General features: G+C 39.8%; 24 protein-coding genes. 15 read left to right on the forward strand and 9 right to left on the reverse strand.

Features of this window, described 5'->3' with window-relative positions:
* The first annotated feature begins 70 nt into the window (after positions 1 to 70).
* Positions 71 to 307, forward strand: coding sequence for a hypothetical protein (locus CSV64_RS11860; RefSeq protein WP_099634770.1), 237 nt, complete (start codon positions 71 to 73; stop codon positions 305 to 307).
* 46 nt (positions 308 to 353) lie between these two features.
* Here CSV64_RS11860 and CSV64_RS11865 read toward each other — a convergent pair whose 3' ends face one another.
* The 4 genes from CSV64_RS11865 to CSV64_RS11880 form a co-directional block, all read right to left on the reverse strand.
* On the reverse strand, positions 354 to 848 hold the full coding sequence (locus CSV64_RS11865; protein ID WP_099634769.1) for a TspO/MBR family protein: 495 nt from the start codon (positions 846 to 848) through the stop codon (positions 354 to 356).
* A 54-nt stretch (positions 849 to 902) separates the two neighbouring features.
* A complete protein-coding gene (locus CSV64_RS11870; RefSeq protein ID WP_099634768.1) occupies positions 903 to 2,477 on the reverse strand; it encodes an amidohydrolase in 1,575 nt (524 codons plus the stop codon).
* Positions 2,478 to 2,620: 143 nt separating this feature from the next.
* The gene (gene glnA, locus CSV64_RS11875) at positions 2,621 to 3,955 is read right to left on the reverse strand and encodes a type I glutamate--ammonia ligase (RefSeq protein ID WP_099634767.1); all 1,335 of its coding nucleotides are present in this window, start codon (positions 3,953 to 3,955) and stop codon (positions 2,621 to 2,623) included.
* A gap of 186 nt (positions 3,956 to 4,141) precedes the next feature.
* Positions 4,142 to 4,492 carry a DUF3307 domain-containing protein gene (locus CSV64_RS11880; protein ID WP_099634766.1) on the reverse strand — a complete coding sequence of 117 codons (351 nt, stop codon included), beginning with the start codon at positions 4,490 to 4,492 and terminating at the stop codon, positions 4,142 to 4,144.
* Between the two features lie 123 nt (positions 4,493 to 4,615).
* Here CSV64_RS11880 and CSV64_RS11885 point away from each other — a divergent pair, with 123 nt between their 5' ends.
* Genes CSV64_RS11885 through CSV64_RS11895 form a run of 3 tightly spaced genes read left to right on the forward strand, consistent with a single transcriptional unit; the run spans position 4,616 to position 7,949 of the window.
* A complete protein-coding gene (locus tag CSV64_RS11885; protein WP_233190456.1) occupies positions 4,616 to 5,773 on the forward strand; it encodes an HD domain-containing phosphohydrolase in 1,158 nt (385 codons plus the stop codon).
* Entirely contained in the window at positions 5,770 to 7,581 is a 1,812-nt protein-coding gene (locus CSV64_RS11890) for an adenylate/guanylate cyclase domain-containing protein (RefSeq protein ID WP_099634765.1), read from the forward strand. Before CSV64_RS11885 ends, CSV64_RS11890 begins: the two co-directional genes overlap by 4 nt.
* A gap of 38 nt (positions 7,582 to 7,619) precedes the next feature.
* On the forward strand, positions 7,620 to 7,949 hold the full coding sequence (locus CSV64_RS11895; RefSeq protein ID WP_099634764.1) for a YunC family protein: 330 nt from the start codon (positions 7,620 to 7,622) through the stop codon (positions 7,947 to 7,949).
* A gap of 113 nt (positions 7,950 to 8,062) precedes the next feature.
* Here the strand turns inward: CSV64_RS11895 and CSV64_RS11900 are convergent, their stop codons facing one another.
* The 3 genes from CSV64_RS11900 to CSV64_RS11910 all read right to left on the reverse strand — a co-directional run bounded on the left by CSV64_RS11900 (position 8,063) and on the right by CSV64_RS11910 (position 8,886).
* Positions 8,063 to 8,299, reverse strand: coding sequence for a hypothetical protein (locus tag CSV64_RS11900; RefSeq protein ID WP_099634763.1), 237 nt, complete (start codon positions 8,297 to 8,299; stop codon positions 8,063 to 8,065).
* 29 nt (positions 8,300 to 8,328) lie between these two features.
* Positions 8,329 to 8,517, reverse strand: coding sequence for a hypothetical protein (locus CSV64_RS11905; RefSeq protein WP_099634762.1), 189 nt, complete (start codon positions 8,515 to 8,517; stop codon positions 8,329 to 8,331).
* 153 nt (positions 8,518 to 8,670) lie between these two features.
* Positions 8,671 to 8,886, reverse strand: a complete 216-nt coding sequence (locus CSV64_RS11910) for a hypothetical protein (protein ID WP_099634761.1) — start codon at positions 8,884 to 8,886, stop codon at positions 8,671 to 8,673.
* Positions 8,887 to 9,160: 274 nt separating this feature from the next.
* On the opposite strand from CSV64_RS11910, the gene CSV64_RS11915 reads away from it, so the two are divergent.
* The gene (locus tag CSV64_RS11915; protein ID WP_099634760.1) at positions 9,161 to 13,012 is read left to right on the forward strand and encodes an AAA domain-containing protein; all 3,852 of its coding nucleotides are present in this window, start codon (positions 9,161 to 9,163) and stop codon (positions 13,010 to 13,012) included.
* The gene (locus CSV64_RS11920) at positions 13,013 to 13,747 is read left to right on the forward strand and encodes a hypothetical protein (RefSeq protein ID WP_099634759.1); all 735 of its coding nucleotides are present in this window, start codon (positions 13,013 to 13,015) and stop codon (positions 13,745 to 13,747) included. It abuts the gene before it with no gap.
* 44 nt (positions 13,748 to 13,791) lie between these two features.
* On the opposite strand, the gene CSV64_RS16755 is transcribed toward CSV64_RS11920, so the two are convergent.
* Positions 13,792 to 13,950: a YfhD family protein gene (locus CSV64_RS16755; RefSeq protein WP_199168529.1), complete on the reverse strand. Its 159-nt coding sequence runs from the start codon at positions 13,948 to 13,950 to the stop codon at positions 13,792 to 13,794.
* Between the two features lie 232 nt (positions 13,951 to 14,182).
* Between CSV64_RS16755 and CSV64_RS11925 the strand changes: the two genes are divergently transcribed.
* The 3 genes from CSV64_RS11925 (at position 14,183) to CSV64_RS11935 (ending at position 17,018) form a co-directional block, all read left to right on the forward strand.
* A complete protein-coding gene (locus CSV64_RS11925) occupies positions 14,183 to 14,467 on the forward strand; it encodes a con-10 family general stress protein (protein ID WP_099634758.1) in 285 nt (94 codons plus the stop codon).
* A 176-nt stretch (positions 14,468 to 14,643) separates the two neighbouring features.
* Positions 14,644 to 15,990 carry a sodium-dependent transporter gene (locus CSV64_RS11930; protein WP_099634793.1) on the forward strand — a complete coding sequence of 449 codons (1,347 nt, stop codon included), beginning with the start codon at positions 14,644 to 14,646 and terminating at the stop codon, positions 15,988 to 15,990.
* 224 nt (positions 15,991 to 16,214) lie between these two features.
* Positions 16,215 to 17,018 carry an alpha/beta hydrolase gene (locus tag CSV64_RS11935; protein ID WP_158233041.1) on the forward strand — a complete coding sequence of 268 codons (804 nt, stop codon included), beginning with the start codon at positions 16,215 to 16,217 and terminating at the stop codon, positions 17,016 to 17,018.
* A gap of 146 nt (positions 17,019 to 17,164) precedes the next feature.
* Here the strand turns inward: CSV64_RS11935 and CSV64_RS11940 are convergent, their stop codons facing one another.
* Complete coding sequence (locus CSV64_RS11940) at positions 17,165 to 17,791, reverse strand: superoxide dismutase (protein ID WP_099634756.1); 627 nt, start codon at positions 17,789 to 17,791, stop codon at positions 17,165 to 17,167.
* A gap of 254 nt (positions 17,792 to 18,045) precedes the next feature.
* Here CSV64_RS11940 and CSV64_RS11945 point away from each other — a divergent pair, with 254 nt between their 5' ends.
* The 6 genes from CSV64_RS11945 (at position 18,046) to nikC (ending at position 25,851) form a co-directional block, all read left to right on the forward strand.
* A complete protein-coding gene (locus tag CSV64_RS11945; protein WP_099634755.1) occupies positions 18,046 to 19,983 on the forward strand; it encodes an alkaline phosphatase family protein in 1,938 nt (645 codons plus the stop codon).
* A gap of 210 nt (positions 19,984 to 20,193) precedes the next feature.
* Positions 20,194 to 21,219 (forward strand): ABC transporter ATP-binding protein, encoded by a 1,026-nt coding sequence (locus CSV64_RS11950; RefSeq protein ID WP_099634792.1) that lies wholly within the window; start codon positions 20,194 to 20,196, stop codon positions 21,217 to 21,219.
* Positions 21,194 to 22,213, forward strand: a complete 1,020-nt coding sequence (locus CSV64_RS11955) for an ABC transporter ATP-binding protein (RefSeq protein ID WP_099634791.1) — start codon at positions 21,194 to 21,196, stop codon at positions 22,211 to 22,213. The genes CSV64_RS11950 and CSV64_RS11955 overlap by 26 nt, the downstream gene beginning before the upstream one ends.
* The gene (locus tag CSV64_RS11960) at positions 22,210 to 23,838 is read left to right on the forward strand and encodes an ABC transporter substrate-binding protein (RefSeq protein WP_099634754.1); all 1,629 of its coding nucleotides are present in this window, start codon (positions 22,210 to 22,212) and stop codon (positions 23,836 to 23,838) included. Before CSV64_RS11955 ends, CSV64_RS11960 begins: the two co-directional genes overlap by 4 nt.
* Positions 23,839 to 23,905: 67 nt before the next feature.
* The gene (locus CSV64_RS11965; protein ID WP_369802936.1) at positions 23,906 to 24,937 is read left to right on the forward strand and encodes an ABC transporter permease; all 1,032 of its coding nucleotides are present in this window, start codon (positions 23,906 to 23,908) and stop codon (positions 24,935 to 24,937) included.
* A 17-nt stretch (positions 24,938 to 24,954) separates the two neighbouring features.
* Positions 24,955 to 25,851 (forward strand): nickel transporter permease, encoded by an 897-nt coding sequence (gene nikC, locus CSV64_RS11970; protein WP_099634752.1) that lies wholly within the window; start codon positions 24,955 to 24,957, stop codon positions 25,849 to 25,851.
* Positions 25,852 to 25,953: the final 102 nt, after the last annotated feature.

Consider the following 25,953-nt stretch of genomic DNA (forward strand, 5'->3'; position numbering starts at 1 on the left):
TAGCAAACACCTTGTCATTCCCTTTCTGCATAATGTAAGATAGAAGTAACAGCCAGGAAGGGGAGATGACATGTTTAAGCATCCAGGTATTGCCGCCGTGCTAAGTTTTTTCTGGACTGGCGTCGGTCAAATTTATAATGGACAAATCCTTAAAGGGATTTTACTTATTATCTTGCAAGGAATTAACGGTCTACTCATGTTTGTAGGTATCGGTTTCATTACGTATCCGATTGTATGGATTTGGGGAATGTATGATGCTTATAAGACTGCAGAGCGTATGAACTATAATCAAAATCACTATAAGTAACAATGAAAAATGTCCCAGCCGGAAGTGGCAGGGACATTTTTCTGTTTCACTTATTTAATTTCCACGTAGAGTAATTTAGTACTAGAGCGAACATGACCCATCCGATATACGGGACCATTAATGCGCCAGCGGTCCGATCCGTTTTATTGAATTCATAAGCAGTCATAGCAATTGCTCCTAACATGATCATCATCTCGATCAATGCAGTACCTCGTAAATTCCATTTGAAGAATAGGAAGGACCAAAGGAAATTGAGACCTAATTGAACGTCATATAGAGGGATAGCCGCATCGTACCCTTTTGCACTCTGCTTCATTTCTACGCGGTAATTCGCTACACCCATCATCGTGTATAGGGCCGTCCAAGCAATAGGGAATGTTGCCCCAGGAGGAGAAAATGAAGGCTTCTCCAACTCAGCATACTGTTGTTGTGTATTGCGGTTGGCAAGATATCCGATAATAGATCCACCGATGACCGGAATCAACACGTTACGCGTTAGCTTCTTCCAATCCAGTTCTCCTTGTACTTTTAGCAATTCCAAAGTAAAACCTCCTTTTCGGAAAGTTTTCCCCATTTGCTACTTACTAAACAGTTATCATGTATTCACTGTATACATCACTTCACCAGCTACTATAGTTTTCTCTACTTGTACCTCGGCTATTCGATCCACTTCTACGGTGAAAAGGTTTTCTTTCAAGACAGTGAAATCTGCATCAAATCCAACTGAAAGCTTTCCTCGTGAATTAGCTTTACCTATAGTAGCCGCTGCACCCGAAGTAAATAATTGTACTGCCTCATAGCGACTAAGTTTTTCATCTGGCAAATACCCTTCATGCTTTTCAATACTTAATCTTCTTGTGATCGCTGCGTGTATTCCAAGCAAAGGATTCGGGTCTTCAATAGGTGCATCTGATCCGCCGCCACAAATAAATCCTTTAGTTAGAAGCTTCTTCCATGAATATGCCCAGTCAAGCCGATTCTTACCGAGCCGATCTCCAACCCAAGGGAAATCAGAAGGAACGAAAGCGGGCTGTATATCTAAAACAATCGGAAGCTTTTGCATTCGCTCCACTAAATCTTCTCGTAATAAAATGACATGTATAAACCGATCTTTCTTACCGGCTGGAACAGGGTACTTTTCAATGACATCTAATGCTTTTTCAACTGCCAAATCTCCAATCATATGTATGGCAACAGCTTCTCCATAGTGTCTTGCCATTTTTATATGGTTCTCGAGCTCTTTATCAGTCAATACGGCGGTTCCTACATTATCGGGTTCATCGGAGTAAGGCTCACTTAACAGCGCGGTACTACCGCCCAAAGCACCATCAATAAAGAACTTCATCTCGCCGGGTTCTACCCACGGTGTATTATAGTGGGCCTGATCCTCTATCAAGTCAGGAAATACGCTAAAATGACGCAGTAAATGGGCACGGAATTTACGATCGCCGCCAAGCACGTTATTGAAGGCTTTCAATGGTGTCTGATAGTTACCGTAGTAACCTAAGTCATCCGTCACAACACCTGTCAAGCCAACAGACAGTAGGTGATCAACAGAGGTTTCCAATGCTTTCGTGACATAGGCCACTGTTGGATTTGGTAAAAGTTGAAGCACTCGTTGCATAGCGCCTTCTTTCAATAACCCCGTTGGTTCTCCATTATGATCGCGCTCAATGACACCATCATCAGGATCAGGTGTATCTTTTGTAATACTAGCGAGTTCGAGCGCCTTTGAATTCACGACCGCTGCATGCCAGCAAGTGCGTTTTAATAACATAGGTGAATCTGTTACAGCATCCAACTCATAGCGTGTGAAGATTTTCTTGTCAGGAAAACTATTTTCATCCCAACCTTCTCCAATAAACCACTCATCCTTTGGCAACTCTTTATACGCATTCAGAAGTAACTCCATCATGTCCTCTGAAGAAGTAGTGTTTGATAAATCAAGGCGTAATAACTTTTCACCTTGTCCTATTATGTGCATATGGTTATCGATAAATCCTGGATAAACAAAAGCACCTTGCAAGTCCATGTGTTCATCGGCTCGATCTTTTAATTCATCATATGACCCGGTCGCTACTATTTTTCCGTCTTTTGTCAGTAAAGCATCTATTGTATGTCCTTCATTTTGCATTGTGTAGAAGAGTGCATTAAACCAAATCGTAATCATAGCGAAACCCCCTTATCTTCTTATAGTAAATGCAGTAAGACCATTCGACAATAGAATGGATTCTATATAATTTTCTCTATTAAAAAAACGGCTGTACTTACAGCCGTTTACTTTATCGTATATCCTACTATTGTGAAGACCTATTAATACATCTTCATATATCGTTCAAGCTCCCATGGATGCACCGTAATTCGGTAGCTTTCCCATTCTTGATGTTTTGCTTCACTGAAGTTCGCATAAATATGTGAACCCAGTGCGTCTTGTATAATCAAGTCTTCCGATAGGGCGATGAGTGCATGGTCAAGGTCAGTCGGTAATAACCCAATGTTGTTTTCTGCAAGCTCATCTGCCTTCATCTCATAAATATTGCGATCAACAGGAGCTGGTGGAGTCAGCTTGCGCTTAATACCATCAAGACCAGCTTTTAATATAACGGCCATTGCCAAATAAGGATTAGCCGAAGAATCGACAGAACGCACTTCAACACGTGTACTCATTCCACGTGATGCGGGTATGCGGATCAATGGACTACGGTTCTGTGAAGACCAAGCAACGTAGCAAGGCGCTTCGTAGCCAGGCACCAAACGTTTATAAGAATTGACGGTTGGATTTGTGATGGCGGTGAAGCCCCGTACATGTTCCAATACGCCGGCCATGAAATGATAAGCAGTTTCACTCAATTGACGTTCGCCATTTTCATCAAAAAAGACATTCTCACCATCTTTAAATAGAGAAACATTGCAATGCATGCCCGAGCCACTCACACCGTATAAGGGCTTAGGCATGAATGTGGCATGTAATCCGTGTTTACGTGCTATCGTCTTAACGACTAGTTTAAAGGTTTGAATATGATCGCAAGCAGTTAATACATCAGCATATTTAAAATCAATTTCATGTTGTCCAGGCGCCGCTTCATGATGGGAAGCTTCCACTTCAAATCCTAATTCTTCAAGTTCCAACACAATATCTCTACGACAATTTTCGCCTAGATCGATGGGTGCCAAATCAAAATAGTCACCATGGTCATTCAGCTCCATTGTCGGTTGCTTATTTGCATCTAGTTTAAATAGAAAGAATTCCGGTTCAGGTCCTAAGTTGAAATCAGTAAATCCAAGCCCTTTCATTTCTTCAATGATCCGCTTTAAATTACCACGGGGATCTCCAGAAAATGGTTCACCATTCGCTAAGTAGACATCGCAGATTAAGCGTGCCACTCTTCCAGTACCTGAAGGCCAAGGAAATACCATCCATGTATCCAAATCAGGTACTAAATACATATCCGATTCTTCAATCCGTACAAAACCTTCAATAGAAGATCCGTCAAACATCATTTTATTGTCAAGCGCTTTTTCGAGCTGGCTGATCGGAATTTCTACATTCTTAATCATGCCAAAAATATCAGTAAACTGAAGACGGATGAAATTGACATTATTTTCTTTCACGAATTGATAAATATCTTCTCTTGTAACGTTTCCCATCAGACCACACTCCTTATGATTGTTTGGTACGAATCTACTTCGCAACATTTTTCTATAATAAAGCTGAAGAAAGTGAATTACAAGAGTTTTCTTCTATTTTTTGAAAGTAATATATGACTTAAGTTCTTGTTTTGGACAAAAAATAGAGGTTTGAGAAGTGAGTATTAAAAAAGAGATACCATTTTACTAGTAGAGAAGATGCACAATTAAACCTAAAATTAATAAATGAAAAATTTGATCGGTTATAATCAGCAACCAATTACCTTCAGGGTTTTTAACGCCCATTATGGTTCGGACCCACCAGAAGACGAAAAAACGTTTGTCTAAAAAGGCATGACTGATATAAATGATAGCAAGTGCTAGCCAGGAAACTTCAAATCCACTAATAACAATAGCCGTAAAAATTGAGAGGGTATAAACTAAACAATGTGTCAATAAAGGAATCCATTTGTTAGCCTTATTCATAGCCATCCAATAATTTTGAAGCAAATAATCCCCGACTAAATGACCGAGTAGTAAGTAAGTAAAAAGATTCATTTGATTCCCCCTAAATATGAAAGGTGTAACAAAGTAACTATATTTTATACTCTTATCATGCTAATATTAACATACAAAGGAAATAGATAGAAAACCTATTTTTTTCTAAAGGGGGCATTGGATGTGCCGACTTCATCAAATTTATTTATGAACAACAAAACATCGGGCACAAATTCTGATCGCTTATTGGCGGTCATTTTTGAATATATGGCAAAAATATCAGTTGAAACGAATATAAAAAAGATGGTTATGAATCTTGCGGATTTAGGAAAACAACTTGTTGCGGCGGATCGCTGTTCTGTCTGGTTGCATGAAGCGAACGAGAAGATACTGTGGACAGTAGGTGGTCACGGAGTTAAAAAGATTAGTATACCGGATGATAGTGGAATTGTCGGTCATTGTGTGAAGACTGGGGAGGCACTATTAATTGAGGATGCCTACTCAGATCAGCGATTTAATCGTAGGGTCGATATAGAAACGGGTTATCATACTACTTCTATCATCTGTATTCCATTCCATAATGCAGAAGGAGAAATTATTGGTGCCTTTCAAGCCATTAATAAACAGACGGAATCACAATTTTTTTCAATTGAGGATTTAAAAGTGTTAAAGATTGCCTCTAACTTTACAGGGAAATCACTTGAAGCATTCATTTTACGTAATGAACTAGTGGAAACACAGAAAGAAATCATAGTTCGAATGGGTGAAATTGGAGAAAGTCGTTCTCAGGAAACAGGCTTTCATGTAAAGCGGGTAGCGAAATATTCATATTTGTTGGCGTGTCTTTCAGGAATATCGGAAGCCGAGGCGCTAAAATTGAAATATGCTTCGCCAATGCATGATATTGGGAAAGTCGCAATTCCAGATAGCATCTTATTGAAACCGGGAAAATTGACTGAAAATGAATTTGAATTAATGAAACAGCATACAACAATCGGTCATAATGTTTTCAAGAAGTCAAAACGTGAATTACTACAAATCGCTGCGATCATTGCCAATGAACATCACGAACGATGGGATGGCCAAGGCTATCCAGAAGGTAAACGAGCGGAGGACATTCATATATACGGCCGAATTACTGCAGTTGCAGACGTATTTGACGCATTGGGAAGCGACCGAGTGTACAAAAAGGCTTGGCCGCTAGAAAAAATTACAGCTTATATGAAAGAAGAACGCAATAAACAATTTGATGGACGACTCGTGGATATATTCTTAGAGAATTTAGATCAATTTATCTTAATCCGCGATGAGTTTGTAGATGGAAGTGAAGAGCTGGTATGAAGAAGCTAGTAACCTTTCGTGAAGAACAAATTGTGAATTTATCACTAAACGCAGCGTGGGAATTATTAGCTAATACGAATGAATTAAATAAATACGTTGGCATCTTTCCTGTCAATTTTGCGCAGTTTACAGAAGAAGATGAAAGAATTATTCGATGGGCGGATGCCAAGATATTTAAAATGATGTCATTGAAATGGAAAGAACATGTAAGTGAATGGGTGAGATATTCTCACTACACACTGGAGCGTCATTATATCGAAGGACCTTTCCATTCCGTTTTCTGGACTATTCGTATGGTTTATATATCTGAGAATGAAACAAAGATATATTTAGAAGGTGACTTCATTTGCAAAAACTTACTGGGAAGAATTGCGCTACGAGCTACTATCTATCCCCAACTTCGAAGAATGATCACGTATGCTATGGAATATGCAAAAACGCAAGGTACAAAAAAACCTCTTGGAGAGACAAGAGTAGAGCTAGAAAGTACAAGCCTGGCCCATGCGATTTCTCTGTTAAAAGGTGCATATCCTAACACTGACATGATCGATGCCTTAGAACATACAATTTGTGAAGGGTCCAATGAAGAAGTATCTGAAATGCAACCTTACCGCTGGGCAAGAATTCACCAGTTCGACCGATTTGCTTCCGTTGAATTATTTTTATTTGCCAATGCAGTAGGTTTGCTTGATTATGATTGGAACTTGATGTGTCCAAATTGTCGTGTGCCTAAGGGAAAGGCTGCCGCATTAAAACAACTAACTGACAAAGTACATTGCGAATTGTGTGGAGTAGACTTTGATTTGGATTTTGACCGTTATGTAGAGATGAAATTTCACGTAAATGCCGGCATTCGTAAAGTTAGTCGAGATATCTATTGTATAAATGGTCCTGTCGAGACTCCCCATGTACTGGCGCAATTCAAGGTCGCCCCTCAGGAAAATAAAATAATTGATTGGCCAAAATTTAATGAAGTTCTTAGATGTCGTGTCCTGAAGTATAATGATGCAATCGATATGACGAATGAAGTAGTCGAAAAAGCTGAAATTATATACTCTGCTAAAGGCTTTTTACAAACGGAAATACCTGACGCAAAGCGTTTTACTATTGTTAATAAAACTACCAAAGAGATCATTGTAGTGTTCGAGAAAAAGGACTGGGATGATGAGGCATTAACTGCGCGGGAAGTTACTTCTCTTCAGTTGTTCCGTGATTTACTTGGGACAGAAGTGTTGGCGCCAGGGCTTCAAATTGGTGTTGGACATATGTCCATCTTATTCACGGACTTAAAAAATTCCACGAGGCTGTATGAAGAGATTGGGGACGCAAAAGCTTACTCCGATGTTCAAAAGCATTTTGAATATTTGACGCGTTGTATAAGAAATCACAAAGGAACTATTGTCAAAACGATAGGAGACTCGGTGATGGGGGCCTTTACAAGTGAGCATGATGCATTTGACGCAGCACTCGCTATACAGCGAGGAATAAGTCAGTTAAATCAAAAGCTGTCTCAGCCTGTGAAAATTAAAGTCGGTTTCCATACAGGCTCTGTAATCGCAGTAAATGCCAATGACTTATTGGATTATTTCGGGGGGACGGTTAACAAAGCAGCTCGCATCCAGCATCAGAGTACGGGTGGAGATGTAATCATTCATCGAGATGTATATGACCGGCTGATAAGTGAACGGCCGGAAATAGGCCATTTAGTAGGTGAATCTTTCACAGCACAGTTAAGTGGATTTGATAAAGAAGTACAGCTTCAACGATTTATTATAGAGGAAAAAACATCTCATGCATGCGGTGCGTAAGATGTTTTTTGTTTTGCACATTTTAAATTTATTATCATATGTTGATAAAGAAAGGGGTGGGTGTCTTGATCGAACACCAAAGAATTTCTATAGATGGACAGTCATTTCAAGCAGTTACGGTAAAATTACCGAAAACGACATTACTTACAGTATCGAATGACAAAGGGTATATTATGTGTGGTGCACTCGATGTAGGATTATTAAATAGTGTGCTAGCGGACCGCAAAATTGTTGCGGGTCGTGCTGTTGGCGTAAAAACGATTGAGCAATTGCTTGCAGCACCGCTGGAATCAGTCACACTTGAGGCTGAACAATACGGTATCACAGCAGGTATGATTGGGTCGGAAGCGCTTTTGAAAATGGTGTAAAAACCATTGCATGAAATAAAGACAGCATCATGATTCTAGAGTTTCTAATGAAATCTAAAGACCACAGCCTGCTCTTAATTCAAGAGTGGGCTGTGGTCTTTAGTTTAATGTGATTATTTTCTATCGAATTTTTCTTCGCTTGATGAACGATCTTTTGTCTCACGATGATTTCTTTCTTCTTCCTCTTCCATACGAACATCTTCTAATGGAATAGCGTCTACGGTCTGCATATCCTCATGCATATCGTAAATGCTTTCTTTATCAGTCTTTAAATTTTCAGGGTTATCCATGTAACCGCCCTTTGCCTGGTTGCGATCTTTTTCTGTAAATACTTTTTTATCTTCACTCATGCAGATCTGCTCCTTTATAATCGAATGTTTTAATTTAAAAATCTACCTAATAATCCTTTATTCGGTTCTGATTGCTGTTGATGGTCCTTACGATCTCCGCGCAGAGGAGTGTCATTGAACTCGTCAAATTGACGAGACAATTTGTCCCGCGCATCTTTGTTGCGCATTAAAAATGCCGCGCCTAAACCAATTGCAGTCAAAGCCATTCTTTTTTTCATAACGTACTCCTCCTCGTAATTGTTTCTTATACATTGTTTTCCCAGTTTTCAATCATGCTAAACAAATCACTTTGGAGAGGGAAAAAATAAAAAACAGTCAGCGATTGAAAACTCTCAATCACTGACTGCTCTTTTCTTACTATGCGGAAAATTTTATGTTGCGATTACTCCATACTGACGATATTGTACCCTCGTCGTATGCGTCTTGCATCCTACACTGCTTAACTTCTTTGAAGCAGGTATTTCACTTGCACTTACACAAAAAACTTCTTTCGCATTACCTGGTAAACCTGTCTTTCTGTTGGAATCTAAAAAGCAGATTCCCAAACCGAGTGTACCACTTGCCAGTAAAGAAAAATTTTCCGCCAAGGCTGTGCATCTCTTCCGGATCTAGCAGCTTACTTCTCTGACTAGCTCCTTCAGTTTGCCTTGTAGTAATAGTATACCCATGCAAATCATTCCTAAACATCTTTTTTAAAATTAATTTTAAAAGTTTTTCTAAGATTTTTCTTACTCGCGGTATATGCACTTATGATCTATAATAGAGGACTGAGGTGAGAGCTTTGAACAAGGGAATAACAGGGAGAAGCATGATGTGTGATCTTGCTGAAGTAAAGCCCTATATTGAAAAGAATGTACGAATATGAATATGCTGAAAAATAAAGACATGATACTTTGCAGTCTTGATATAACAAAAAACGCACGAAAAGGTTTAGAACAGTGGTTTTTAAGTGAAGAGGCTTTCGTTTCTTCAGAGCCTGCTTTTGATATACATATTGAAAAGAAACCGGAGAATCGTATGGGGAACCAATCCTATGAGCTATTTTTTGATCCACTCACAAATAAAAAGTTTGCTAAAGAAGTTCAGCAACGTGTGGCGGTTATGGAATGCGTACTGAAACCGGACGGTCTGCTAGCTACGGGCTTTCATGTTAGAGGCACAAAAGAGCCCGTCCAGACAAATCGGCGGCTGCATACATCAATAAAGTTTAAGTTACATCGCGCAGGAGTAGCACTGCCAATCGAATTCTATACGAAGTTACGTCAATTACCAATTGCAGAAGAGCGTTCAGAATATGTAAAAAAGCGAATTGAAAGTTGGGAAGGCTATTTACAAATTGCGGAGAAAAATGCGGATGTAGCGGATATCTCCTGTACATTTAGCCAAGCCAGTTTCACCAGTGATTTTACAAAAGTACGTCTACAATGTAATGATTTACAAACGAAAAACTGGAAGCAACTCCGTGGATTTAGTGTGAAAATGAATGAACTTTCTACTGAAATCGGTCAAATTGTCGATGCTCAAAAAGGTCAAAAGATTATCGTCGTAGAACTTAATCAACGGTTTCAAAAGAAAGCGCGATCCGAACAATGGTTACCAACACGTAACAAAAGTCTTGTGTTGACGAACTTTGCTGAATTAAGTCAGATTCGTCGCTTACGTAAAGGATTCAAAGACTTACAAGACGGTCTAGCTGCAAATGCGAATTTGGAAAAGGTTTTATTTGAAGAACGACCTGTTGTGCAAATTACTAATAAACAGCCGCAACTGGAGTTCCATAATAATTTGAATGAATTCCAACGAGAAGCAGTATCGGGAGCGATGAAAGCACATGATTTGTATGTTATCCAAGGTCCGCCTGGGACAGGAAAAACAACAGTGATTTCCGAAATTTGCCATCAAAACGTCAAAGCTGGCTTGCGGACACTTGTCGCATCGCAATCAAACCTAGCGGTGGATAACGCACTCGGTCGATTACTGACAGATCCTGCCACGCGTATTTTACGCTATGGACGATCAGAAAGTATTGAAGAAGAGGGCAAGCGCTTCATGGAGGAAAATGTAGCGTTGCACTGGAGAAATGAAACCATAGAAACCGTACGAGCGACACGTGCTGTTTATCGAACAAAAGATACCGAATTACAAAAACGTGCAGATCAATTAACCGAGCAAGTTAAACAGAACGCAGAATTGAAAATTGCGTTAACTGTGCAGTTGCAAATGCAAAATGTAGTACAAGAAAAATTGAAAAAACTAAAGTCTGAATACTTTTCTAGGAAATCACTTCTCGACCAATCTGTACGAAGGCTTTCTCAAAAGCAACAAGGAATTGAGCAAGCTGAAATAGACCTAGCACAGCGCGAAAAAGAAATTGCAGAGCTACGTAAACAGTTGAATTCAGGACTACATAAAGAGGAATTATTAGCCCAAGTAGAAAAATGGTTAAAAGAGCAACACCTACTAAGACAGACACAATTCTATAGTAACTGGCTTGCAGAGTTACAGAGTAATACCGAAGCACAACAAAAGATTATAGAAGAACACAGAACCCTTCCTGACAGAGAACAAATGCTACAAGTTACACATCGTGATGTGATGTCTCAGACAAAAATGAAAGATATCCACATGACGCTTGCTGAAAACCAGATTGAATTACCCATTCATATCACGTTGCGGAATAACGACTTACAACGAATCATCAAGTCGATTGAAAGTGGAGAGTATTCCTATGAATTTCAAGAATGGAAAGAGCTTCATGAGCGTTTTCAGACGGCTATCAATAAAACACAGTCTCTCTTGCAGACGCACCGTTACCCGGTAGAAACTATTACGAAGCGCTCAACGGAAAAATTTACAACCATTCAGGAAATGCATGAAATGATTGATCGTTTGGGGAAGTTTTTAATTAATCCTACAACAAAAAAAGTGCTACAAAACAAAGAGATTTCATCCGCCAAAACGGAAGTTCTACAAAAGATTGCACAAGGTATGTCATTGTTTTACGGTAAAGAAGAGATCGTTCGTGCAAAAGGAATAGCTCTTCAGCAACAGAAAGTCCACTCTGTAAAGGAAGTATTTGCAGAAGTGAAACATGAAATCCTAAGGTATCTACAACAGGAACTTCAAGAAATTCAAGCCAATAAACAACGAAAAGAAGAGCAGAAGCAACATCTACAAACTAAGCAGGAAGAATTGGAGAAGCAGATTAAAGAATGGCTAGAAACCAATGAGCCACCTGAAAAAAAGTGGGAGGAAAGTCAACTTGTTCAGGAAATTAATCAGTTAGAAACGAAGATCACTGAGTGCCGACAACAAATAAAAAACGTCACGCAATTAACAGCATCCATAACTACCTCGGAACTAAAATGTTCTCAAGTTAAACAACAGCTTGAACAAGAAAAAGTAGAAGTTCTAGCAGTAGAGCAAAAAACGCTGCAATTACAAGAAGAACAGCATCAACGACAGCAAGAAATAGAAGAGCTTGCAGTTCAATTGAAACCAGATATAAAAGAGCAATTGGAGAAATTAGAAATAGTGCTTGCTCAAGTTGAACCCCAACTAGCAGAAATAGTAAGAGAACAGCAGCAACTTCCGATTCTACAACAACTGCAGGCGCAATGGGAAGAGTTACTACGTGATGCCAACGATTATGATCTTGATGAGATCCGAAAGCTTTATATCAATCATGCAAATGTGATTGGCACGACATGTGTCGCATCAGCTTCCAAAAAGTTCATGGAGGAATATCCTGTCTTCGATGTGGTAATTATCGATGAAGTATCAAAAGCAACACCGCCAGAATTACTATTGCCCATGCTAAAAGGCAAAAAAGTTATTCTAGTGGGCGACCATCATCAGTTACCGCCACTCGTAGGACAAGAAACGATGGACGAACTAGTAGATCAACAAAAAGATCCTGAAGTGCAACGTGAAATGAAAAAACTGCTCAATGAATCATTATTTGAACGTTTATTCCGTACGTTGCCCAAGCAAAACAAAACGATGCTCAGTATTCAGTATCGTATGCATGAAAACATTATGGAAACGATCGCACCATTTTATAAAGACGGGGACTATCAGTTACAATGCGGAATTCCTAATTCAGACGAATTACGAGATCATCTGCTCGAAAGCAGAAAAATCGCTAGAAAAGATCATTTACTATGGCTAGATACACCTAATACCCCATCATTTTTCGAAAATCAAGTCAAAGGTGGGACAAGTCGTTTCAATGAAGCGGAACTAACCATCATTCAAGATACTTTGCTAGATATTGAACAAGCGACGGAAAAAGCTAAAAAAGATGGCAGAATGAAGTCAGACGAAAAGAAAAGTGTCGGCGTAATCAGTTTTTACGGCGAACAGGTAAAGCGAATCGATCGATTGATTCAGCAGGAAATAAGACCACAGCAATTGCATTGTCGAACAGGTTCGGTAGATAAGTTCCAAGGGATGGAAATGGATATTATCATTTTGAGCTTCGTTAGGAATCATGGTGAGAAAAATGGCGACATTGGATTTGCCAAAGACTATCGACGACTGAACGTAGCGTTATCACGTGCAAGAGAACTGCTTATTATTGTGGGGAGTTCTGAAATGTTCACGATTAAGACAAAGAATGCCTCTACGAGAGATATGTATAAACAATTACGAGAAGTAGTAGAACATCAAGGTGGATTGCGCAAAGTAGAGCAAATCCAAGGGGGTGAGTAGATGGATTCTCTTCGGAAAAGGTTGCAACAAGAACTCCAACGACAGCCGGATATCCAAATACAAAAATCAGATAGCTGGGGATTACCGATCGAGCTCATTAATATACCCTACACAACTATTAAGCGCACGACAATGGATATATTAATGAAAATGATTTTACTTACTGTTCAAAAATTAGATGTATCTGAATCAAAAATAATTGCAGAATTTCTAGCTGTAGAACCACTGTTTATAGAGGATTTATTTACTAAGATGGAAGCGGCACAAATGATCGAGTTACGTAAAGAAAGTTTTGAATTGACTAGCATTGGAGTCAGGCAATTACAATCAGGTGTTTACGAACATCCACCAGAAAAGGCAGAAAAAAAGTTTTATTACAGTGCCTGCCACGAATCGATTTTATGTCAACAACCTGAGAAAATCTTCACAGCAAAAGTTAAAGAATTTAGATTGGCTAGGAAATTCACCAGAAACGCGCATCGATTGGATGATAAACAATTGCGGGCAACACTGCTTGCTACTGGAGCAGAAGCTGCAGAAGGGTCACTACAGAAGGTTGTAGATCAAATAGAGAGTCCTCGAACGCTTGACCATCAACTTATTCCTTGTGTGGAGTTTTATGTTTACAATCGTGCGGAAAACAACTATTTCACTAGAGTGTGGAATACATTAACGGAAGAATGGGACGAGCGTCTAGAGAAACTCATAGATGAACAAGCTCCTCTTCGAAAATGATGAAAAAAGACCAAGGGATTATATTTTCCCCTGGTCTTTTTCACTTATGACTTACGCTTTTTTTGTGCGGGTGCTTTACGTAACTCAGCGAATTCTTTCGCGATCTCTTCATGCATATCGCGTGCGGCAATCGTTTGATTCTTTGGCGTTTGTGGTAATGAGCCAGCTGAATTACTTCCTTTTTTATGTTCATCTCTTCCCATTGGTCATTCTCCCTTCTGTAAGTACCTTCCTAAGTAAGTTGGTTCAAAAAAGAGAATTTATACATGAATATGACGAGAGCTTATAGTTACCATGGTTGAATGGGGAACTATTCCATTCCATAAGCCTTTCTGTCGAAACATGGTTATTTAACCCGCCTCGTGTTTAGCATGTAGTGGATTGGGAATATATTCATTAAGCTTTGTAAATCGAATACGAGGAGGAAGTATATATATGGCTAACCAACATACTACAGATCAAGAAAAGAAAATGTCTCTGGAAGAAGCGGGGCGTAAAGGCGGACAAGCAACCTCTAAAAAACATGATAAAGAGTTCTATGAACAAATTGGTCGTAAAGGCGGGGAAGCCACAGCACAAAAGCATAGTACTGAATTTTATAAAGAAATTGGACGTAAAGGTGGAAAAGCTACTTCCGAGAAGTATGATAAACAATTTTATGAGAATATCGGACGTAAAGGCGGAGAAGCTAGAGCACAACAGAATAAGAATATGAACTAGAAAACGAACCGAAACATGTTTTTCAAGAAGAAAAAGACGTACCCGAATGGAGTATTTTGATTCGGTACGTCTTTTTTGTCGTGCGTAACCATAAAGAATACAAATGAGCTATTGTTTCTAATGGTGCAGTACAGTATAACTGTAATAAGCAGAAGTAAAAGGAAATGGGTGAGAAAATGGAACAACGTAAAGAACAATGGTCTTCGAAGCTTGGATTTATTATGTCTTCAGCGGGCGCGGCAATTGGCCTTGGAGCAATCTGGAAATTCCCGTATGTTACAGGAATGAGTGGTGGTGGCGCGTTCTTCTTATTATTCGTGGTGTTTACGATTTTGATTGGATTACCGATGTTGGTTTCCGAATTCATTATTGGACGTGGTTCGGGTAGAGAAGCAATCAGTGCTTACAAAAAGTTAGCGCCAGCTAGTGCATGGCCATGGATTGGTAAGCTCGGTGTAGCGGGGTGTTTTCTCTTACTATCATTCTATAGTGTCGTCGGTGGTTGGGTATTCATATATAGTGGCTTGTCTATTGGTGGCAAGATCATTAGTGAAGGAGCTTCCTACTCGGAACAGTTTGGTTCGATTGTCGGTTCACCAATAACAACGTTAATTGGACTGCTTTTGTTTACAATTATTAATATATTAGTCGTATCTTCTGGTGTGCAAAATGGTATTGAAAAAGCGAATAAATATATGATGCCTTTATTATTTGTATTTTTTATTATTTTAGTCGTTCGTTCATTGACGTTACCTGGTGCAATGGAAGGTGTATCGTTCTTCCTGAAACCTGATTTCTCTAGTATTACAAGGGAGTCCGTATTATATGCGCTTGGACAGTCCTTCTTTTCATTAGCCGTTGGATTTTCTTGTATGGTGACATACAGTTCATATCTGAAGAAAGACGTTAGCCTAACTTCATCTGCAAGTTCTGTAGTGGGAATGAATTTATTTGTTTCATTACTAGCAGGTTTAGCTATTTTCCCGGCAGTCTTCGCATTCGGACAAGAACCGGCTGCAGGACCGGAATTACTCTTCATGGTGTTACCAGCAGTCTTTTCGCAACTTCCGCTAGGGCAAGTATTCTTGGCGTTATTCTTAATTTTATTTTTGTTTGCGACTTTGACATCTTCGTTTAGTTTATATGAGATCATTGTGGCTGCGATGACAGCGAGTGGCAAGCGTACGCGTAAGTCTGTAACTTGGTTAATTGGCGCGGTAGTATTCATTGCCGCAATTCCTTCTGCCTTGTCTTCTAGTACATTATCAGGGTTGCTGATATTCGATAAGAGTGTTTTTGACGCGACAGATTATCTCGTCAGTAATATTTTGCTTCCAGCAGGAAGTTTGCTGATTGCGTTGTTTATTGTTCGTAAGATGGACCAAGTGTTAGTGCGTGATGAGTTTACACAGTATAATACACAATCCAAAAGTTTCTATCCGCTTTGGCACTTTTTAATGAAGTGGATAGTGCCATTGACTATTATTGTGGTGTTCTTAAATACGCTTGGTATTGTAAATTAAAGTAGTTTTGCAGAGTGGCAGAGCATTGTTGATCCGTGTTTACTTAAAGGAAACCACTTACTAATCATTCGTTTTAATATACTAACCAGACTCCCTAATAGGGGAGTCTTTTTCTATGTAAGAATTAGAATTATCAAAGGATGGATTTGACTAAAAACTATTTCAACTGTATAATACCTATTAAACATGTTGGAATAATATATTTTGACAGGAGTGTGGAAGAAATGCAAAAAATGATCACGATTCGTTCTGGGGGACATAATTTATCCGGTGCACTGCATCTGCCTGAATATAGAAAAGAAGCCATACCATTACTTGTATTTGTTCATGGGTTTGTAGGCAGTAAAGTAGGGGAACACCGTCTGTTTGTTAAAGCTGCACGATATTTTACGGAGCGTGGATATGGGGTATTCCGCTTTGATTTTAGCGGTTGTGGTGAAAGTGATGGAGATTATGCTGGTGTAACAGTAACGAACCAATTGAAGGAAGTGCAGGATGTGGTCGATTATCTAAGCTCAATAAGAGGGATAGATCAACACCGCATTACGCTAGTTGGGCACAGTCTTGGTGGAGCTGTTGCATCGCTCACAGCGGCAAGCGATACTAGAATTAAACAATTAATTCTCTGGTCGCCAGTAGGTAAACCTTACGAAGATATTACTGGGATTCTTGGACCGAAAGCGGTTCATGAAATTGCCAGACATGGCAGTCATGACTACCATGGGTTTATGATCAGTCAAACGTTCCTGAAAGATTTGAAAAAACACCAGCCTCTTAAAGCAGTTCGCTCATTTACAGGGCCAGTGCATATTATTCATGCAAAGGAAGATGAGCAAATTCCGAAAGAACATGCGGTGCGCTATGCTAATTCACTCAATAAACGTGTAGATACAAGACATGTGTTTGAACAGTATATCGACAAAGCAGATCATACATTCTCCGGTTATTCATTCGAAGATGAACTGTTCGACAAAAGTTTAGCTTGGCTCGAAGGTAATCCAGTAGAAAATTTAGTGTCGCAAACATAAAATCGTAAAAATCTCCCGCACAGTATACACGTGGCGGGAGTTTTTTTATGAAAATAAAAAGGCGGGCTGCCTGATCCGTTTCCGCGGATTGGCAGCCCTAATTTTGGAATGTAGGGTAAAACTGGAGATAAGGAAAAGAGAAAAAATTAAGTTGCTGCTGTTTTAGCAGCTTGGATGAAACGCTCATTCACAATGTCCCAGTCCACAGTGTGCCACCAATTTTGTACAAATTCGGGGCGGCGGTTCTGGTATGACAAATAATAAGCGTGTTCCCATACATCAATGACTAGTAATGGGGTTTTTCCATCTTTCAATGGTGTATCCTGGTTTGGCGTGCTCATGACTTCTAACTCGCCGTCAGTAAGCACCAACCAGCCGTAACCACTACCAAAGCGACTGATTGCCGCTTTTGACAAGACATCTTGGAAATTATCGAAGGAATTAAAATACTTTTCGATTTCCCGTTTAATATCTGCTGATGGTTCACCTTTACTTTTTGGCGTCATGGATTCCCAGAATAAGCTATGACAGTAATGTCCACCGCCGTTGTTCTGAACGGCAGTGCGAATCTCCTCGGGCACCTGACTGAGATCAGTCAGTATGGTTTCAAGAGATTGGGACTGTAACACTTCATGATTTTCCAGAGCCGCATTCAAGTTATTGACGTACGTCTGATGATGTTTGCCATGGTGGATTTCCAATGTCCGTGCATCGATATACGGTTCAAGACCGTCTACTGCATAAGGCAAATCAGGAAGAACAAATGGCTTCAAATTTTCACCTCCAAAGAAACGATGAGAAACTATAAAAGTTTCCCTAAGGAAATAATGTTTCCTTAAGGAAACATTAATAAAGAAATGAAAGAAACGCAAGGCTTTTATGGGAAATAAACCAAAAATAAATCTAAAGAACTACTAATGGTTTACTTGTAAATCGTAATCAATGAAGAAATTTTTATGATTTTCTAGTTAGCAAGTTTACCTATTTTTCAGGAAGGGAATAGTTCTATAAAGCGAGGGGTGCCAATATGTTTAAGTCTATAAATGTTTTCATTATGATTCTATGTAGTATGACCGTTATGATTAACCATTCTGTTAGTAAAGCCGCTGAGACAACAGGCACAATTAGTGTCGTGTCGTTTGACGGCTTAGGATATGAGGATGCACAACGTTACATAAGCAAAGGAGTCATGTCGAATTTAGAAAATTTTCAGCAACAAGGAGCTTATGCTACAGATTTTGTTACCGTTACACCGTCTTTGACTGCCCCTTCACATGCAGCAATGTCTACTGGTGCTAGACCTTCAAAGACAGGAATTGTCAGTAATCAGTATCATTCATTAGGAGAAAAAGTGAAAGATGACCAAAGTGGATTTTCACAGACGCTAGGCGTTACACCTATATGGAAAGAAGCAAGAAATCAAGGGAAAGTCACAGCTACCGTCTCCTTCCCTGACTCGAACCCTGATAACGCATCTGCTGCTACTTACGCTGTTTATTCGGGTGGGACTTTGGCGAATTCAAAACTTCATAACTTGAAGTTTTCAGAAGTAGATGATGAACGCGTGGAACAAATAAATGCAGGATCAATAAAAGTAGAAGAAGCAGTTATTTCATTGGATATAAAAAAATCACCTGCCAAACAATTATATATTTTGCGAACAGATGATAAAGAATCGAAATATTATATATCAATGGATAGAAAAAATATGGGAGAAGAAGTATCACCTAATGATTGGATTGCTGTCGCACTGAACTTACATGGTTTTGATAGTGCAGGATTTTATGTGAAACTAAAAGGAGATCCCGAGAACAAAGAAGAACTTCAGTTATTTCAAGGGACTGTGATGGGCGGGTTATATAGAGGACCTGGTCAATTTACAGATAAAATTCAATCAGAATTCGGATTTTATCCAGCGGCTGATGAAATAGAGGCGTTTAAAAATGGAGATATTACTAGGGAAGAATATGAACAGGTGGGTGAACGATTCTCAAATTGGGTGACGGATGTCAGTTTTTATATTAAAGAGAACTATCAGCCCGACCTGCTGTTCTATTATTATTCTGTAGTGGATAGTGAACTGCATGAGTTCCTATTGAGAGAACCTGCTCAACCTGGATATCAATTAGCGAATGTGTTGGAAAAAGAAGAATATGTGAACTGGGCATTTAGCCAAGCAGATCGGGCAATTGGTCGAATAAAAAATAATTTGAACCCCGACGATCATGTATTAATTATTTCCGATCATGGATTGGAGCCAATTCATACAAGACTTTCACCAAATAGAGAATTAGAAAAGGCAGGGCTACTTGTTAAAGATCAAGAGGGAAATATTGATGAGTCTAAAACGAAAGCTTATGCAGAAGCGAGTGGAACAATTGCTCATGTTTATGTGAATATGAAAGGCAGAGAGAAAAAAGGAATTGTAAAAGAAGAAGAATATGAACAAGTAAAGAAGGAAATTGTGTCAACATTTACTAATAAGACAGTATTTACTGCTCTTTCCCAAGATCCAAAAAAAGTAGCTCATCCTATTTTACGTTGGCTTACTAATAAAAATGAAAAGCTCGATAAGATCTATACGTATCCGAGTTTATCTGTCTTATCTAGCGTCGAGGAGTCCCAAGTATATCCATATGAGTCCGTTTGGACAGAGGATCAGGAAGGATATGCTGCATTCGATAGTAATAATAGCGGAGACGTATTTTTATCTGCTGCTCCCGGATTTTTAATGGGCAAAGACGCGAAAAATGCTGTTGAACCAACGCAGGAATTGGGGAGTCATGGTGGAAACCCTGAGCGATCAACATTACGGCCGGTTTTATATGCATTCGGCCCTATGATTCCACCTGGCGAAATGAGCAATAGAATTACGATGACAGATATTGCACCCAGTGTATATGAGTTATTAGGTTTACAAGTTCCAGATTTTGTGGAAGGAAAGGCAATTTGGGAGTTGAAATAATTATACAGCTAGAGGAATAAATATAACATTCCGCTATTTTGAATTCATTTAAGAAGTGCGTAGGTAGAACATTACCTATTGCACTTCTTTTGTTTTTAACAAAATACTCTTAATATATTACTTTATCAAAAAAGCATCTTGCGTTTAATCAGAATAAAAGTATAATAATGATTAATGAGTTATTTCAGAAAAATAGAAAAAGGTGAGCAAATGAACGAGAGAAAGAAATTACTTGAAGTGAACGATTTGCAAACGACCTTTTTCACGGATTCAGGAGAAATTCCAGCAGTAGATCATGTAGACTTTTATGTAAGAGAAGGAGAAGTCTTGGGGATTGTAGGAGAGTCAGGCTGCGGAAAGAGTGTTACTTCTTTATCTATCATGCAGTTAGTGCCAAGTCCGCCAGGGAAAATTACTGGAGGAGAAATCCTTTTTGAAGGTCAAGATCTCCTAAAGAAAACGGAAAAGGAAATGAGAGAGATTCGTGGGAATGACGTCGCGATGATTTTTCAAGAGCCCATGACGTCGTTAAATCCGCTTTTCACAATAGGCAATCAGATGTCTGAAGCTATTTCTCTTCACCAGAAAAAGTGGTCGAAAAAGCAAATTAAGGAACGGGCAATAGAAATGTTGAAACTAGTCGGATTACCTCGCTCTGAAGAAATTATGAAAGAATATCCACACCAGTTATCCGGTGGTATGCGGCAGCGTGTCATGATTGCTATGGCGCTTGTATGTGATCCCAAAGTACTCATTGCGGATGAACCGACAACTGCACTTGATGTAACGATTCAAGCTCAAATCCTCAAATTGATGCGAGATTTAAATGAACGCATGAATACAGCGATATTACTCATTACACATGACTTAGGAGTAGTGGCTGAAACTTGTGAACGCGTTGTCGTTATGTATGCAGGACAAGTCATTGAGGAAGCACCAACTGAAGAAATATTTGAAAATCCTTGTCACCCTTATACACGGGGATTGATCCAGTCAGTACCGGATATGCGTGATAAAAAAGATCGTCTATATTCGATTCCAGGTAATGTGCCAAAACCAGGATCCATTGATAAAGGCTGTAGATTCGCAGCAAGATGTGAAAGCGCTTTCTCTAGATGCTGGATAGAAACACCAGAATTGTACCGGAACTCCGAAAATCATCAAACGAGATGCTTCTTATATGACGAACAAGAAGGAGTGACGAATGCAAATGAACAAACCACTGTTAAGAGTTGAAGGGCTGAAAAAATACTTTCCGATTCGCAAAGGGCTGATTGGTAAAACAGTGGGTCATGTCAAAGCAATCGATAATGTGTCATTTCATGTAAATGAAGGAGAGACACTTGGAATCGTAGGAGAAAGTGGTTGCGGAAAATCGACAACGGGACGAACAATTATGCAATTGCTAGAACCTACAGAGGGTGTTGTGGAATTCCAAGGAAAAGATTTAACTAAGCTCTCTGCTAATGAAATTCGAGCGGTTCGTCGAGATATCCAAATGGTCTTCCAAGATCCTTATGCATCATTAAATCCTCGTCATACAATCGGCAAAATTTTAGAAGAACCATTGATTGTTCATGGTGGTGGCAGTGCAAAGGATCGCCGCAAAAAAGTAGTAGAGTTTTTAAGGATTGTCGGTTTGAGTGAATACCACGCAAAACGTTATCCTCATCAATTCAGTGGGGGCCAGCGTCAGCGTATTGGTATAGCTCGTGCTTTGATGACGAATCCCAAGTTAATTATTGCAGATGAGCCGGTGTCTGCGCTTGACGTATCCATTCAAGCGCAAGTATTGAACTTAATGCAGGATTTACAAAAGGAATTTAACTTGACCTATATCTTCATTGCACATGACCTGGGAGTTGTACGCCATATCAGTGATCGTGTGGCAGTCATGTACTTGGGGAAAATTGTGGAGATTACAGAGAGTGAAGAGCTTTATGCAAACCCCCTCCATCCTTACACACAGGCGTTATTGTCTGCGGTACCTGTACCAGATCCGAATTATAAAAAGGAACAAATCATTATTGAAGGGGATATGCCAAGTCCAGCGAATCCACCAAGCGGTTGTGCATTCCACACTCGCTGTCCTTTCAAAATGGATGTGTGTACGAAAATAACTCCTGTATTAGCAGAGGAGAAAACTGGTCATTCTGTTGCTTGCCATCTTTATACTGCGGAAGGCAACGATGATATAGAAAGAAAAAAACAATTGGAGGGATCTGTATGAGAAAAGGGAAACTGTGGTCGTTCGCGTTGATCATGCTTCTTGTCTTATCGACTGCTTTGGCAGCTTGTTCAGGCGGCGATGATAAAGAAGGCAGTGGCGACAAGGACAAAGACGCTGCGGATAAAGGCGGCAGTGAGAACAAAACGTTAGTATTTGGACGAGGTGGAGATTCAACATCTCTTGACCCATCCCGTGTAACAGAAGGGGAAACATTTAAAGTAACAGTGAATTTATTCGAAACATTATTAAACTTTGGGGAGCAGGATACTACGGTTCAACCGGGACTTGCTAAAGAATATGACACAAGTGAAGATGGATTGACGTATACATTCCAATTGGAAGAAGGCGTAAAATTCCATGATGGCACTGATTTTAATGCTGAAGCAGTAGTAAAGAACTTTGAGCGTTGGGCTAATGGAGATTCAGATACATTCCCATACTATAACTCTATGTTCGGTGGGTTTAAAGATGATGAAGATCACGTAATTGAATCTGTTAAAGCAGATGGAGAATCCACAGTGATTATTACATTGAAACGTCCACAAGCGCCATTCTTGAAAAATCTGGCGATGAGTATGTTCGCTATTTCAAGTCCTGAAGCCTTTGAAAAGGGCGATGATGAGTATGAGCGTAATCCAGTAGGAACAGGTCCATTCAAGTTTGTAGAGTGGAAGCCAAATGAAACAATTACAATTGAAAAGAACGAAGAATACTGGCAAGAGGGGTTACCAAAATTGGATCGCATTATTTTCCAAGCAATTCCTGATAACTCTGCTCGTCTGAACGCTTTACTATCTGGTGAAATTGATTTAGCAGATGGAATCAATCCTGCCGATGGAGTAAAGATTGAAGACAATGATACATTGCAGTTGTTCGAGCGTCCTTCCATGAACGTAGGGTACCTTGGATTAACAGTAACGCGTGAGCCATTTGATAAAAAAGAAGTTCGTCAGGCGATGAACTATGCTATCGATAAACAATCAATCGTTGATTCATTCTTTGAAGGACGTGCAGAAGTAGCGAAAAATGCTATGCCATCATCTATTTCAGGTTATAACGATGATGTAGAAGATTATGCATATGATCCTGAAAAAGCGAAAGAACTATTGAAAGAAGCAGGTCTTGAAGATGGATTCGAAATGGAGCTATGGGCTATGCCGGTTCCACGTCCATACATGCCAGACGGCACAAAAGTAGCAGAAGCAATTCAGAGCAACTTGGCTGATGTAGGTATTAAAGCAAAAATCGTTTCGTATGAGTGGGCGACTTACCTAGACAAGGCAAGCAAAGGGGAAGCAGATGCTTTCATGCTTGGTTGGACTGGGGATAATGGAGACGCAGACAACTTCCTATATGTATTGTTAGATGAAGACAATATCGGAAGTAATAACTACACGTACTTTAAGAACGACGAAACACATAAGTTATTCCTTGAAGCACAAACAGAAGTAGACGAAGACAAGCGTATAGAGTTGTATAAACAAGCTCAGGAAATTCTTCACGAAGAAGCTCCTTGGGTACCACTTGCACACTCCATTCCATTGTTAGGCGGAGCGAAAGAACTAACTGGTTTCGTTCCACATCCTACAGGTTCTGATTTGTTGTCAAATGTAGAATTCAAATAAGTAATAGGTAAATTACATGATGGAAGAAGAGGGAGAAGCTAGTATTCTCCCTTTCTTTGATTAATAAATGATAAGAGCCGGAGGGGTGAAAGAGTTGTTCAACTATACGATTAAGAGGCTATTACAGCTAATTCCTGTCCTGCTTGGTATGACATTTCTAGTTTTTATGTTGATTCGTGCAATTCCTGGTAATCCAGCACAAGTAATTTTAGGGCAACAAGCAACAAAAGAAGCGGTGGAAGCCTTGACGATCAAGCTAGGTCTTGATCAACCATGGTATACACAATATTTCAGTTATCTTGGTGGTATTTTAAAAGGTGATTTAGGCGAATCCATGCGTACGCGACTACCTGTGGCGGATGAAGTTTGGCCGTATTTAGCAGCTACATTGGAATTGGCATTATTTGCGATGATTATCGCGGTCGTTGTAGGGATTAATGCAGGAATTATTTCTGCTTGGTTCCAGAACTCATGGTTTGATTATTCAGCGATGGTATTGGCACTGGTCGGTGTCTCCATGCCTATTTTCTGGTTGGGGTTAATGGGGCAGTGGGCATTTGCGATTGAGTTGCAATGGTTGCCGACAACTGGACGTGAAAATGTTCGTGATCCCGTATCCGCCATAACCAATTTATACATAATTGATACGCTCATCCAAGGCAGGTTTGATCAATTATGGGTAGTCATCAAACATTTGATCTTACCAGGGCTAGCGCTTGCAACGATTCCTATGGCAATTATTGCCCGGATGACGCGCTCGAGCATGCTAGAAGTGATGCGTTCCGACTATATTCGAACAGCACGGGCAAAGGGTCAGAAAATGTTTTGGGTAGTGTATAAGCACGCGTTAAAAAATGCAATCATTCCTGTTTTGACAGTGATCGGTTTGCAAATTGGTCTACTCCTTGGTGGAGCTATTCTGACGGAAACGATCTTCGCTTGGCCTGGAATTGGACGCTATATCTATGATGCGATCAACTTTAGAGATTATCCTGTTATTCAATCAGGCATTCTCATCGTGGCATTTATCTTTGTCATGATTAATCTGATCGTCGATTTACTATATGGACTGATCGATCCGAGGATTAAGTATGATTGAGGAAGGAGGAACAGTTCATGTCAGAATTTACGCCTAAGGTAGACGGAGTAGCAGAAGCAAAATTAGAAAAAACAACAGGACCTTGGCGGGAAGCTTGGGTAGGTTTTCGCAAAAGTAAAGTAGCGGTCGTAGGCGCAGTCATTGTGATATTCTTTATCCTACTTGCGCTCTTCGGTCCTCTTGTCACTAAAGAAGGCATCAACGAACAATTAATGACGGATCGACTGCAACCTCCTTCTTCGGAATACTGGTTTGGAACGGATGACTTCGGCCGTGATATTTTCTCACGCATTATCCACGGTGCGCGTATTTCGTTATCAGTTGGATTCTTCTCGGTAGTGGGTTCGATTGTTGTGGGGAGTTTCCTTGGTATTATTGCTGGTTATTACGGGCGCTGGATTGATACGATTATTTCTAGGATATTCGATATTATGCTCGCATTCCCTTCCATTTTATTGGCGATTGCGATTGTATCGGTATTGGGGCCAAGTTTACGTAACGCGTTAATTGCTATTGCAATCATTAACGTACCGAACTTCGGACGATTAATACGATCTAAAGTGTTGAGCATAAAAGAGGATGAATATATTACAGCGGCAAAAGCAATTGGGATGAAAGATTTCAGGATCCTGTTTTCGCATATTTTACCTAACTCAATGGCGCCTGTTATCGTACAAGGTACATTGGCGATTGCTACAGCTATCTTAGAAGCGGCAGCACTTGGATTCCTAGGATTAGGCGCTGAAGCTCCTTATCCAGAGTGGGGGAAGATGTTAGCTGACTCTAAAGATTATTTGCAGAATGCCCCATGGACAATGATTTTCCCTGGGCTTGCCATTATGTTGACGGTGTTGGGCTTTAACTTGATGGGTGACGGGTTACGTGATGCATTGGATCCGAAAATGAAAAGTTAGGCTATGTTTTTTGACTGATATAATCCAGGTACTGATAGTGGATGGAGGAGAGTCTTATTTACAGACTCTCCTCCATCTTTTTTTGAATACTAATAGTAGTAA

The sequence above is a fragment of the Sporosarcina sp. P32b genome (genome assembly GCF_002743335.1).
Taxonomy (GTDB): domain Bacteria; phylum Bacillota; class Bacilli; order Bacillales_A; family Planococcaceae; genus Sporosarcina.

Bases quoted from the DNA above. Each gene is read 5' to 3' on its own strand.
- CSV64_RS11890 (WP_099634765.1), top strand. From the start codon at position 5,770: ATGAAGAAGCTAGTAACCTTTCGTGAAGAACAAATTGTGAATTTATCA.
- CSV64_RS11900 (WP_099634763.1), bottom strand. From the start codon at position 8,299: ATGAGTGAAGATAAAAAAGTATTTACAGAAAAAGATCGCAACCAGGCA.
- CSV64_RS11930 (WP_099634793.1), top strand. From the start codon at position 14,644: ATGGAACAACGTAAAGAACAATGGTCTTCGAAGCTTGGATTTATTATG.
- CSV64_RS11915 (WP_099634760.1), top strand. From the start codon at position 9,161: ATGAATATGCTGAAAAATAAAGACATGATACTTTGCAGTCTTGATATA.
- CSV64_RS11920 (WP_099634759.1), top strand. From the start codon at position 13,013: ATGGATTCTCTTCGGAAAAGGTTGCAACAAGAACTCCAACGACAGCCG.
- CSV64_RS11960 (WP_099634754.1), top strand. From the start codon at position 22,210: ATGAGAAAAGGGAAACTGTGGTCGTTCGCGTTGATCATGCTTCTTGTC.
- CSV64_RS11955 (WP_099634791.1), top strand. From the start codon at position 21,194: ATGAACAAACCACTGTTAAGAGTTGAAGGGCTGAAAAAATACTTTCCG.
- CSV64_RS11950 (WP_099634792.1), top strand. From the start codon at position 20,194: ATGAACGAGAGAAAGAAATTACTTGAAGTGAACGATTTGCAAACGACC.
- glnA (WP_099634767.1), bottom strand. From the start codon at position 3,955: ATGGGAAACGTTACAAGAGAAGATATTTATCAATTCGTGAAAGAAAAT.
- CSV64_RS11895 (WP_099634764.1), top strand. From the start codon at position 7,620: ATGTTGATAAAGAAAGGGGTGGGTGTCTTGATCGAACACCAAAGAATT.
- CSV64_RS11935 (WP_158233041.1), top strand. From the start codon at position 16,215: ATGCAAAAAATGATCACGATTCGTTCTGGGGGACATAATTTATCCGGT.
- CSV64_RS11880 (WP_099634766.1), bottom strand. From the start codon at position 4,492: ATGAATCTTTTTACTTACTTACTACTCGGTCATTTAGTCGGGGATTAT.
- nikC (WP_099634752.1), top strand. From the start codon at position 24,955: ATGTCAGAATTTACGCCTAAGGTAGACGGAGTAGCAGAAGCAAAATTA.
- CSV64_RS11905 (WP_099634762.1), bottom strand. From the start codon at position 8,517: ATGAAAAAAAGAATGGCTTTGACTGCAATTGGTTTAGGCGCGGCATTT.
- CSV64_RS16755 (WP_199168529.1), bottom strand. From the start codon at position 13,950: ATGGGAAGAGATGAACATAAAAAAGGAAGTAATTCAGCTGGCTCATTA.
- CSV64_RS11860 (WP_099634770.1), top strand. From the start codon at position 71: ATGTTTAAGCATCCAGGTATTGCCGCCGTGCTAAGTTTTTTCTGGACT.
- CSV64_RS11925 (WP_099634758.1), top strand. From the start codon at position 14,183: ATGGCTAACCAACATACTACAGATCAAGAAAAGAAAATGTCTCTGGAA.
- CSV64_RS11965 (WP_369802936.1), top strand. From the start codon at position 23,906: ATGATAAGAGCCGGAGGGGTGAAAGAGTTGTTCAACTATACGATTAAG.
- CSV64_RS11870 (WP_099634768.1), bottom strand. From the start codon at position 2,477: ATGATTACGATTTGGTTTAATGCACTCTTCTACACAATGCAAAATGAA.
- CSV64_RS11945 (WP_099634755.1), top strand. From the start codon at position 18,046: ATGTTTAAGTCTATAAATGTTTTCATTATGATTCTATGTAGTATGACC.